This is a genomic window from Terribacillus aidingensis, assembly GCF_900215625.1.
GTDB lineage: Bacteria > Bacillota > Bacilli > Bacillales > Amphibacillaceae > Terribacillus > Terribacillus aidingensis.
This window is the reverse complement of record NZ_OBEK01000002.1, coordinates 16,780-28,849: the sequence shown is the minus strand read 5'-3', so window position 1 is coordinate 28,849 and position 12,070 is coordinate 16,780. Positions and strand designations below refer to the sequence as shown.

The 12,070-nt window shown below is 42.8% G+C and carries 10 protein-coding genes; 1 reads left to right on the top strand and 9 read right to left on the bottom strand.

Translation table 11 applies throughout. The features are described 5' to 3' along the window. Positions 1–24: 24 nt before the first annotated feature. From CRO17_RS05535 to CRO17_RS05495, 9 genes are all read right to left on the bottom strand, one after another. Positions 25–1,749 (bottom strand): pyruvate oxidase, encoded by a 1,725-nt coding sequence (locus CRO17_RS05535; protein WP_097040182.1) that lies wholly within the window; start codon positions 1,747–1,749, stop codon positions 25–27. A gap of 95 nt (positions 1,750–1,844) precedes the next feature. Further along, a complete protein-coding gene (locus CRO17_RS05530) occupies positions 1,845–2,507 on the bottom strand; it encodes a potassium channel family protein (protein WP_097040180.1) in 663 nt (220 codons plus the stop codon). Positions 2,508–2,566: 59 nt separating this feature from the next. Further along, positions 2,567–3,580 (bottom strand): cytochrome d ubiquinol oxidase subunit II, encoded by a 1,014-nt coding sequence (locus CRO17_RS05525; protein WP_097040178.1) that lies wholly within the window; start codon positions 3,578–3,580, stop codon positions 2,567–2,569. Continuing rightward, positions 3,577–4,932: a cytochrome ubiquinol oxidase subunit I gene (locus CRO17_RS05520; RefSeq protein WP_245864672.1), complete on the bottom strand. Its 1,356-nt coding sequence runs from the start codon at positions 4,930–4,932 to the stop codon at positions 3,577–3,579. The genes CRO17_RS05525 and CRO17_RS05520 overlap by 4 nt, the downstream gene beginning before the upstream one ends. Positions 4,933–5,159: 227 nt before the next feature. Further along, positions 5,160–6,980, bottom strand: coding sequence for an ABC transporter ATP-binding protein (locus CRO17_RS05515; RefSeq protein WP_245864670.1), 1,821 nt, complete (start codon positions 6,978–6,980; stop codon positions 5,160–5,162). 12 nt (positions 6,981–6,992) lie between these two features. Then, complete coding sequence (locus CRO17_RS05510) at positions 6,993–8,747, bottom strand: ABC transporter ATP-binding protein (RefSeq protein ID WP_097040174.1); 1,755 nt, start codon at positions 8,745–8,747, stop codon at positions 6,993–6,995. 124 nt (positions 8,748–8,871) lie between these two features. After that, positions 8,872–10,041 carry an alanyl-tRNA editing protein gene (locus CRO17_RS05505; protein WP_179636861.1) on the bottom strand — a complete coding sequence of 390 codons (1,170 nt, stop codon included), beginning with the start codon at positions 10,039–10,041 and terminating at the stop codon, positions 8,872–8,874. Positions 10,042–10,107: 66 nt separating this feature from the next. Then, positions 10,108–10,533, bottom strand: coding sequence for a TlpA disulfide reductase family protein (locus tag CRO17_RS05500; protein WP_097040170.1), 426 nt, complete (start codon positions 10,531–10,533; stop codon positions 10,108–10,110). A 1-nt stretch (position 10,534) separates the two neighbouring features. After that, entirely contained in the window at positions 10,535–11,080 is a 546-nt protein-coding gene (locus tag CRO17_RS05495) for a peroxiredoxin (RefSeq protein ID WP_097040167.1), read from the bottom strand. A gap of 126 nt (positions 11,081–11,206) precedes the next feature. Between CRO17_RS05495 and CRO17_RS05490 the strand changes: the two genes are divergently transcribed. Then, positions 11,207–12,061 (top strand): mechanosensitive ion channel family protein, encoded by an 855-nt coding sequence (locus tag CRO17_RS05490; protein ID WP_097040165.1) that lies wholly within the window; start codon positions 11,207–11,209, stop codon positions 12,059–12,061. Positions 12,062–12,070 lie beyond the last annotated feature (9 nt).

The window sequence follows — 12,070 nt, the reverse complement described above, 5'->3', positions numbered from 1 at the left end:
AGCTTCCAAGCTCAGGTTTTTTTCTTATTTCAAGAGACGTTTTACGGACTCTTTCATATTCGGTAATTCTATTTTACCAGTGGAGAAGAATTCTTTAATCAGATATTCCGTGTATTTAACCGCTTGCTGGTAAGAGATTTTCCCTGGGAGCGGAGCTAAATCCTCAATCACGACGTCAATGACAGCTGGCTTATCAGATAAAAAGGCTTGTTTCATACTTGTTTCCAAGTCCTCAAATTTTTCTACACGATAACCTTCTCCGCCGCAAGATTCACCAAACTTCGCAAAATTCATTTCACCCATATCGATGCCGTAGTTAGAAGAACCAATTGTTGCTTGTTCAAATTTTATTAAACCAAGCTGGCTGTTATTCAGTACGATTACTTTTACCGGCAAGTCGTATTTCACTGCCGTAACAAAGTCCTGCATGTTCATACTAAAACCGCCATCACCGCATATAGCGATTGCCTGCTTATCCGGATAAGCCATTTTGGCTGCAATTGCTCCTGGTAAGCCGCAGCCCATCGTAGCCAGCCGTCCGGATACAACAAATTCCTGGTGGGTTAACGGCAAGTACCGTGTCGTCCAGACCGTTACATTCCCCACATCAGAAGAAATAACGGCATCTTTGTCCATATTCTTTTCTAACGCATACATGATTTGCGGAGGCTGAATTGGAGAATCTTCTCTTTTCTTTTGCTTTTGCAGCTGGGTATGCCATTCTCTCATCTTGCCTTGGTATTTCTCAATAAAAGCTGTTTCCTGTTTTGCTTCCGTTGTCGCTGTTAACTCTGCCAGCACTTCCTTTGTATCTCCTGGCAATCCGACTTGAATTGGGTAAATGCTGCCAAGCTTACTTGGTTCAATATCAATTTGAATCGCAGGAACATCATCCGGCAAGAAAGCACGATACGGGAAAGAGGTTCCAGCCAGCAGCAGCAAATCCGCCTCCATGACTGCTTCATAAGATGGTGTAGTACCAATTTGGCCATTCTGCCCTAAATTATAGCTGTGCATGTCTGGAATGACACCCTTTGCCAGCAAGCTAAGTATGATTGGCGACTTAATATGTTCAGCAAACGTAATCAATTCTGCTCGTGCATGCTTCGTCCCTCGACCTGCAAGAATGACTGGTTTCTTAGCGTTATTAATCAGTTTGATTGCTTCCTGTAAATCTTGCTTAGATGGTGTAATGCGTGGTTTTGCATAATTAGCCGAAGTTTTCCCCGGCTTTTCTGGATGTTTCTGCGCGAATAAATCATCGGGAACAACGAGTACACTTACGCCAGAGTTCGCATATGCTTCACGGATTGCTTGATTCATTAAATCAGGCAGCTGTTCAAAGGATGCTGCTCTTTCATTAAAGACCGCTACATCTTCAAACATTTGTTCAAGCTTCACTTCCTGGAAGGCTCCTGTACCTAGCTCATGACTTTTTACTTGTCCAACAATCGCAAGAACAGGGGCATTATCTTCTCGCGCATCATACAATCCGTTCATCAAGTGAACTGCTCCGGGACCTGCTATTGACAGACAAACACCCAGTTTTCCGGTTAACTTAGCATAAGCAGCTGCTGCAAGTGCCCCTGCTTCTTCATGGCGAACTTGGATAAATTTCAGTTCCTCTTCCTTTCTATGTAAGTCACTGATAAATTCGTTGACAGAATCCCCGGGAATGCCATAAATGTGATCCACACCCCAGTCAACCAATTGATCAGCAAGGACTGCTCCTGTTCTTCTTTCAAACATGCAACCATCTCCGTTTCTATTTTTGTCTCCTTTGTATGTAACCTTTTTTTGACATAAAAAAACCCCAAACAGCTAAACTGTTTGGAGTCTGTTCATTAATCATCTGCCAAGGAGCGTTCAAAACGGCCAATATCACGGTCAGCTCCGATTACAATGAGGATGTCATCTGCGCCAAGCTCTGCGTCTGGAGAAGGGCTTACATTTATTTCATTCCCCTGTTTAATCGCAACGACGTTACAGCCATATGCGGCCCGAATATCAAGCGCAATTAGAGATCTTCCAGCCATTTTCTTGCCGGCTTGCACCTCTACAATGCTGTGTTCGTCACTTAGTTCTAAGTAATCAAGGATATTGTTGCTAATAATCTTATGAGCAAGTCGTTTCCCCATATCTCGCTCTGGGTGAACAACGTGATCAGCACCTATCTTGTTTAACACTTTTTCATGATAATCGTTCTGTGCTTTTACCGTAATTTTTTTAATACCCAGCTCTTTTAGCATAATCGTCGTTAAGATACTTGCTTGAATGTTTTCACCGATAGCGACAATTACGTGTTCAATATTACGAATTCCTAATTCTTTCAGAACCTGCTCATCTGTTGTATCAGCAATTACTGCATGAGATGCGATATTGCGAAATTCATTTACTTTATCTTCTTCCATATCTATCGCTAATACATTGAATCCTTCACGGCTCAATTCCATACAAATACTGCCGCCGAACCGCCCTAATCCGATAACTGCAAATTCTCTCTTCATCGTACTTCCTCCACTATTTACAAACTACTCATAGTCTATCATAAACAGTCAAGGTTGTATCACTTCTTTCCTTTTACATATTCTGCATCGAAGAGAAACATGCGCATCACTAGTATGAGGGATGGAATCAGCATGAGCAGTCCGCCTCCAAATGCCAATAGCAATGCGGTACCCATTGCTGGGAGTGTTGCATCAGCTGCTACTTGAATTTGATCGTACAATATATAAGGCATATGTGCGATACCATAACCTAACAGAGCAAAGAAGAACTGCAGCATCACACAGATGAACGAAAGGCCAAAACGTTTTTCTTTGTAAATCAAGTAAACCGCGATTAAGAAGAATAAGATAGATAATCCAAACATCCACCAAAGATCCAGCATATTGTTGTAATGCTCTGGATTTTGTCTGCTTATGGCAATAAATGCGGTCAAGCTGGCAATAATCTGCGGTGCCGCCCAAAACAGCGCATATGAACGCAAAAGTTTCTTTGCTGGTTCATCTCCTGCTTTACTTGCATAGTACGTCAGGAAGTTTGCGCTGATGTATAAGACAGATACGATTGCCAAGAAAACAACCGCCCAGGAAAATGGATTTGTCAGCAATTCTGTATAACGCAAGTAAACACTGCCATTCGCCTCTCGCAAGAATCCGCCTTCTGAAATCGTAAGCCCAGTAGCAATTGCAGCTGGAATTAGCAATCCGCTTGCCCCATATAAAAATGTATATACCAGACTGCTGCGGGATCCGTAATTCTCGAAGGCATAAAAGGATCCTCGAATTCCAATTAAAACTAAAATAATGGAGCCCGGAATCAGCATAGCAGAACCGTAGTAATAACCCGCATCAGGGAAGAATCCTGCTAGCCCATAATAGAAGAAAATGAAAAACACATTTGTAATTTCCCAAACTGGTGATAAATAACGTGCAATCAGCCTGTTGAGGATATGGTCTTTCTTTGTTTGCTTCGCATAATAAGCAAAGAAGCCCGCACCGAAATCAATAGACGCGATTATCAAGTAAGCAAAAAGGAAAAACCATAGAGCAGAGAGCCCTAAAATTTCATAACTCATTTTTGGTCACCTCCAAACAACGTATCCGGGAACCGCTGTTCCCACTCCTTCTGAATCGGGTTCTTCTTATATAAGCGCACAAGTACAACCGTTACAAAAGTACCGAGCAGTACGTACAAAATCAAGAACATGGCAAAGGCTATATGAACATACGGCGAGGAAACAGCTCCTTCGGCCACGCGCAGGTACCCACGCATAATCCACGGCTGCCTTCCTACCTCTGCGTAAATCCAGCCAAACTCGAGCGCAAGTATGGCAAACGGGGCATTGATGACAATCGCTCGCAGCAGCCATTTGTTATATTGGTCACGTTTTTTCCAAAACATAAACAGGACAAACAGCATACTAATCATGATACTGTATGCGCCAAGTGTGACCATCAAATCAAACATATAATGAATCCACAAAGGCGGTATTAAATCTGCGTCCACCCGATCCAACCCAATAACCTCACTATTAAAATCACCGAAGGATAAGAAGCTGAGCAGCTTCGGCAGATGAATCGCACCTTTTACTTCATTATCTTCTGTTAACTTTCCGAAAAGAATAAGATCGGCACCCTTTTCTGTTTCGAAGTGCCATTCTGCTGCGGCTAGCTTTTCAGGCTGGTAAGTGGCTAGGAATTTGGCGGATGTATCGCCCGCAATTGCTGTAAAAATGGAAAAGATCAAGGTCACGATCATCGTAACTTTCAATGCTTTTTTGTAGTATTGGTTGTTCCCGTACTTCAGTATGAAAAATGCTGTAATTGCAGCTAGAACTGCTCCACATGTCATATATGAAGAAGTCAGTACATGAAAGACCTTTGATGGCGTTGCCGGATTCCATATCGCTTTAAGCGGCTCGACTGACGTGATGGTCCTTCCGACTAAAGTGAATCCTTGCGGGGTATTCATGAAAGCATTCACGCTTGTAATAAACACGGCACTCATCCCGCCGCCAATAATTACTGGCAAGGAAAGATACCAGTGGGTATAGCGTCCCTTAAAACGATCCCAAGTGTAAATGTAGGCTCCCAGGAAAATAGCTTCAAAGAAGAATGCGAACGTCTCCATAAACAGCGGCAAACTAATCACATGACCAGCTATCTGCATGAATGTCGGCCATAAGAGAAATAACTGCAGACCAATGGCGGTTCCCGTTACCACCCCGACTGCTACTATAATGACAAAGCCTCGCGTCCATCGTCGTGCTAATAATACGTAATGCGGATCTCGTTTTCTAATGCCGATATATTCGGCTGCACTGATTAACAGTGGTACACCGACACCAATCGTTGCGAAAATGATGTGAAAAACGAGCGTCATAGACGTAAGCATTCGAGCTAAAATAACACTATCATATGCGAACAACGTGCATCCCTGCTTTCTTTATAAAATAATCGCTTCTCTTGTTATGCCCATAGAAGAAAAAATTACCCAAAAGAAAGTGGTGGGAGAAAACAGAATAATAAAGTATGCGGCAGAAGCAATTGATTTTCAAAAGACAGCAACTGTACAAAAAAACGAACGAATCTAAATTCTAATAAAAGAATTCATCTTCGTTCGTTTCTCGTCTGATTTTCCTTTGTCCCAACCTGTTATTGCTCTTCGGATTGAAATTGTGTTTTAACCAATTCATAATATTTCCCTTGTCTATCCATTAAACTATTATGGCTGCCTTGCTCTAAAATACGCCCTTGTTCAAGGACAATGATATTATCTGATTCCCGGATAGTGGACAATCGATGTGCAATCATAATTGCCGTTCGTCCTTGCAGTAATGTTTGCAGCGCATGCTGAATCTTGAGCTCTGTTTCTGTATCAATACTTGCGGTTGCTTCATCAAGAATAATGATGCGCGGATTGGCGAGCATGGCACGCGCAAAGGAGAGCAGCTGTCTTTCTCCTGCTGATAATATGTTTCCTCGTTCTTCTACTTCTGTTTCATACCCATCCGCTAATCGCTGTATAAAATCATCTGCACCAACGATGCGCGCAGCTTCCCTTACTTGTTCATCGCTTGCTTCGGGGTTGCCAAAGCGGATATTTTCCATGATTGTTCCCGAAAAGACAAAGGTATCCTGCAAGACAACGCTAATTTTCTGTCTTATATCCTGCAGCCTTACTTCGCGTAAATCTTCACCGTCAATTTTAACAGCACCTGCTGTTGGATCATAAAATCTGCTGATCAAGTTAGCGATTGTCGATTTTCCAGAACCTGTGTGTCCGACAAGCGCCACTGTCTGGCCTGCTTGGATGTGTAAATCAATCTCATGCAATGCAATACGATCTGAGTTATAGGCAAATACCACTTTTTCAAAGCGAATATCTCCTCTCATTTCTGAAAAGCGTTTTGCATTTTTTTGTTCTTTTACATTAGGTTCTTCATCCATAAATTCAAAAATCCGCTCCGACGATGCCATCGCCACCAGAAGCTGGTTGTATATTTGACCTAAACGGGAAATCGGTTCCCAAAACATACCTAGGAAGAAAGCAAACGTCACGAATGTTCCGATTTCTATTTGATTGGTCAAAATTAAGTGTGCCCCGTAAGCAATCAGAATAACAGTTCCGACGGCATTGCTCATTTCTACAAAAGGACCGAAATATGCGCTTTTCTTCGTAGCAATCCGCTCACTTTCAAAATTATCCCGGTTAAGTACTTCAAAGTAATCTGTATTCTCCGGTTCCTGCGCATAAGATTGCGTCACTCGTATACCTTGGATTGCTTCGTTTAAGTGTGAATTAAGACGTGATTTCTGCATGCGCACTTGCTGCCAGGAACGCCGGATATTCCGTCTTAATCTTGTGGAAATAAAAAACATAAGCGGTAGGATAATCAGCACTGCAATAGCGAGCTTAGGACTAAGAAAGAACAAAATAGCAATGATCCCAATCAGCATCACCGAATCTGTTAACAAATTAATAATTCCGTTTGTAAACAATTCCTGTAACGAATTAATATCATTCAATATTCTAACCAAGATCGATCCGGCAGAACGCGTATCAAAGAAGCGGTGAGACAAATGCTGTATATGACTGAATAATGCTTTACGCAAGTCATAGATCACATGCTGCCCAAGAATATTTACCCACTTGATTCGAAATATATTGGCTGCATAGCTTAAGACATACAAACCGCCAATCACCGCCACCAAATAAACCAGATAACGCGTGTTTCCTGTTGCAATGGCTATGTCTATTGCCACTTTTCCAATTAATATTGGAATGAGCAAGCGAATGAGCGTTGCCAGCAGCATGGTAATAATCGCACCAGGCAGCAATGTTTTGCTGTACGGTTTTATATATGCAAGCAGCCTTCTTATCTGGGCCCAATCAAAAGGTTTCTCCATGACTTGGTCCTGCGAATAGTGGAATCTGTTTGTATGCCGTTTCTGATTCGATTGCAGGTTCTCCATCATTTCTCCTCCTTACTGCGCAGAGCGCATAATTGCTTTTTGATCTTGGTATTGAATATCGTAAATACGTTGGTACAAACCGCCATTTTGCAGCAGATAATCGTGTGTCCCCCGCTCGGCAATTGCTCCATTATCCAATACAAGTATTTCGTCCGCATGCTTAACCGAGGATATACGGTGCGCAATGATGAATGTCGTTCGGTTTTTCATCACTTCTTTCATTGCCTTTTGAATCTTCACTTCTGTCTGCATATCTACTGCACTTGTCGCATCGTCCAAAATGAGAATACTTGGATCTATCAGCAGCGCCCGTGCAATCGCAATACGCTGTTTTTGCCCTCCAGACAGTCCCATTCCACGTTCGCCGAGCATCGTGTCATACTGATTGGGCAGCTCCATAATAAAGTCATGCGCTTGCGCTCGTTTCGCTGCAGCAGCAATTTGTTCAAAGCTGACGTTATCTGGATTTCCATATGCAATATTTTCTTTTATCGTAGTGGAGAACAGAAATGCCTCTTGCAAGACGAAGCCAATATGCTGCCGCAGCAACCTTAAATCATAGTCCTGCACCAGCTTTCCATCTATGTAGACTTCACCTGAAGTAGGTTCATAAAAGCGTGTAATCAGCTGTGTGATACTCGTTTTACCCGCCCCTGTTCCTCCAACTAGACCGATTACTTTTCCAGGTGGCGCATCAAAGCTGATATCCTTTAGAGCTAAGTCATCTTCCTTCGAATATTGCAGAGATACTTGCTTAAATGTCACGTGACCGCTAATCTTCCTCTTCGGAAGCGTCTGTGTAGGCTCGACGATATCTTCCTTGGCTTCCAGTACTTCAAGCAGCCTCTCACCAGATGCTTTCGCTTGCGAAAACATATTGATAATAAACCCGAGGTTAGCAAGCGGTCCTACTATATAAGTGATTAAGCTGAAGAATGCGACTAGTGCACCAAGCTCAAGCCGTTCAGATATGACGAGATAGCCTCCATATGAAATAAGTACAACCATGCAAATATTGCCGATTAACTCCATCAGCGGGAAAAACTTTGCCCATATTTTTGAAGTGGATATGTAGTTATCACGATAAGTGGAATTATTAGTGGTAAAGCGTCCGATTTCAAAATCTTCTCGTGACAACGACTTTACTGTGTTCATGCCGCTGATATTTTCCTGCACACGCGTATTAAGTACGCCAAGAGAGGTTCTGATTTTGCGAAAAGCTGGGTGCACACGTCGATCAAAACGATACACTACAATCGCTAAGAATGGCATCGAAACCATTGTGATGAGGGCAAGCGGGATAGAATAGAAAAACATAACTGCTAAGCTGATGACAATCAATAGGATGACTCTTAGTAATTGCCCTACTCCTGCTGATAAGAAAAAACGAATTCCTTCTACGTCAGCAGTCAGCCTGGACATCAAGTCGCCTGTTCTGGCATTATCATAGTACGTGAAGCTTAATCGCTGGAGTTTTTGATACAAGCTGTTCCGCATTCGGAATACGGTCTGCACACCAAACAAATCCCCTAAATACTGCTGCAGAAAATTGGATACCCCTTTAATAAGCATCAACAATATGAATACAACTGACAATATCGGAATAAGCTCATACTGGTTCCCCAGCACAACATCATCAATCGTAATTTGCAAAATGACTGGATATACAACAGTGATCGCAGTGACAACCGCTATAAACAAGAGTGACAAATAGAAGTTTCTGCGGTGCGGCCAGTAGAATTCCTTTAACTTTCGGAAAATATTCAAAGTCTTTCTCTCCCTCCACATTTCATCGCATGTTCTAATATATCGGGTTCCGAACTAATTTACCAGCACTAATTTACGATAATTTAAAAAAATCTGATTTATAGGTAAAATAAAAAAGCATCGATTAAACGATGCTTTGATAATGTTCTTTTAGAAAGCCGATATAACGCTCTAAATCTTCTTGGGCAGAAAAACTCGCCTGTGCTATTTGCGCATTTCCCCCGCCCTTACCGTTAAACGCAGCCAGTGATTCACGAAACAAGCTGCCGCTATGCATGCCTTCTACATGCTGAGCAAGAACAAGCTTCTTATCCGAGTAATTGGACAGAATCACAAAATCTTTACCTGACTCCGCTACCGTGCCAGCCATTCGCTGCAGTGATTTGACCGTCTTGCCTTCAAATGAGCGAATAATCATACACTCATCCATTTGCATGATTTCTTTTAGTTCGAATTTCTCCAGCTCATTCTCTAGTTCTTCGGAACGTTTCACAGCAGCTTGTAAATCAGCCGACTGCTTTTCCAGTCGTTCCAGCACATTACTGCGGTTTGTCTGAAACTGTGCTGCTGCTTTATCCACAATCTCAAACATCGTTTTTGTTGTTTCAAAAGCCCGCTTGCCGCATTGGAAATATATCCGCTGTGCATGTTTTTGTTTTTCCACCTTTAGAATCTTAATCAAGCCTACCTGGCCAGTGGATCGAACGTGTGTCCCTCCGCACGGATTATACTCCACACCTTCCACCTCAACAATCCGAACATTTTCCGTAACAGTTGGCTGCTTGACAACAGGCAGTTCGGCTAGCTGCTCAGACGTAACATAATAACTGGAAATGGCTTTATCTTCGTAAAGGAGCTGGTTTGCTTTGCGTTCGGCTTCGACAAGCTCTTCATCGGTTAGTTTGTCACCTGCTACGTCAATTGTTACATCATCCTGTCCGAGATGGAATCCGACCGTCTCTCGGTCAGCTGCCATTCTGAAGCCAGCAGACAAAAGATGCTGTCCCGTGTGCTGCTGCATCAAATCAAATCGATGCTCCCAGTTAATTTGGCAGTTTGCTTGTTTATTGACCTGCGATTCCAATCCGTAATAAGGGACATCTTCTTTCATTTCGACAGCCTTTACTTCTACTCCGGCAATGGAGCCTTTGTCCGCTGGCTGTCCGCCGCCTCCCGGGTAAAAGGCTGTTTCCTGCAACGCGACAAAATACAGTCCATCCTTCTCATATGTATCAATCACTACCGTCTGCCAGTTCTGGCAAAAGCTATTCTCTCTGTATAGCAGCTTGCTCATATCGCTCATCCTTTATTTTCTGATAGAGCAAGCTTACCATGAATTGCCCGGCAGGAGAAAGCGTGCTTAACTGTATTTCAAGCTATCGAGCTGTTTTGTCAGAATGGTTGTAAAATTACCGCCTGATTGTATATGCCGTAACCTTCCGTTTTTGTCAATTAGGGCAATACTGGGCAGCTTTTGCACACGAAAGGTATTCTTCATTTGATGCGTATGATCCAAATAAACCGGAACATCAAATTGCTGGATATATTTTTTTATCTCATGTACAGCTAAATCCGCTGCTGAACGAGGCACATGAACAAAAAGCATATCAAAATATAATGATTCTTCATTAGCAAAGTGTAAGAAGCTAGGCATTCTTTCTTTGCACATCGTACAGCTTATTGACCAAAAGAAAACAACTAGCGGACGGCCACCTGTTTGCTGATCTGGCTGAATGAGCCAGTTTTCCGGCTGCTGATTAATGACAGGAGGTAATTGAGCCAGCATATTATACCTCCTCCTGTGGGAGTTGTTCGTCACCTGGCTTCCAATTCACACCGCAAGCTTCTCCTGTTTGGAGAGCCTCCAATACACGCAGCAATTCGGTTGTTTCACGTCCTACCAAGTCTGCATGCATGACACAATAGCAAATAACTCCAGTTGGATCAACGATGAATGTCGCTCGCTGCGATGTGTAGTCTCTTACATCCAACACACCATAGGCTTGCGACACATTACCTGTAAAATCCGAAGCAAGCGGATATGCGGCTCCATTTATTCCATCCTTTTCTCGAGGCGTTTGCTGCCAGGCAAGATGCGATGCAAGACTGTCTGTTGAAACCGCCACAACATCTGCATCTAACGCTTCAAAAGCGGCCATTCTATCTGATAGATCGTTTAATTCCGTCGGACAGACGGTACTAAAATCACGCGGATAAAAAAAGAGCACAAGCCATTTCCCAGCTCCTATACTATGTTTCAAGCTGACAGCTGCTGTCTTTCCATCCGGCATAATAGCAGGTATCTCGAATTGAGGTGCAATTTTTCCGATCATCGACTCTCCTCCTTCTTTTCACCAGTGTCACTATATGCCAAGACTACATCTTGCGTTACATGGCGTTTCATGTAGAATGTAACAGGGAATACACCTGGAATCGATAATCGAAAAAGGAGACGTTCTATGAATTTTTTAACAGACGGACTAAATTTTAACTACGACCGGTTAATTGAGGTTATCATCTCAGTTGGTCTGCAACTGCTGCTAATAGTAATTGGTTATTTTGTTTTACGAGCAGTAGGTAAAAAGCTTATTAGCTCCAGCTTAAATAAAGCCAGCACTAAACAGCGCATCTCAACTAGCAGAATGGTGACGCTGGAGAAGCTGTTGCTCAATACATATGGATATACACTGATCTTCCTGCTTGTTGTCATGATTTTTGGCGTATTCGATATTCAAATTGGACCGTTAATTGCTGGAGCCGGCATTATCGGATTGGCAATTGGTTTTGGTGCGCAAGGATTAGTAAGTGATGTTGTGACAGGCTTCTTCATTTTACTTGAAAGGCAAATAGAAGTTGGAGATGTCATTACGACTTCCGGCTATAATGGTGTAGTAGAAGAAGTTGGATTACGCACAACGCAAGTAAGAAGCTTTGATGGGACATTAAATTTCATCCCGAACAGAAATATTACCGGTATTAGCAATCATTCCCGCGGTAACATGCGCGCTATGGTCGACATCGGCATCAGTTATGAAGATGATATCGATCATGCGCTTCGTGTTCTTCAAGAAATCTGTGAAGACTTCCAGCACGATGAACGCTTTCGTGAAGGTCCGGACGTTATTGGTGTACAAGAATTGGGCGCATCCGAAGTAACGCTGCGGATTATCGGTCATACCGCTAATATGGAACAATATGGTGCTGAAAGAGATATGAAAAAAGCGATCAAGGAAGCTTTCGACAAAGAAGGCATCGAGATCCCTTATCCGCATCAAGTATTTCTGCAGCGGACAGAAGAAAGCGCAAAGCAATAAGCTTTGCGC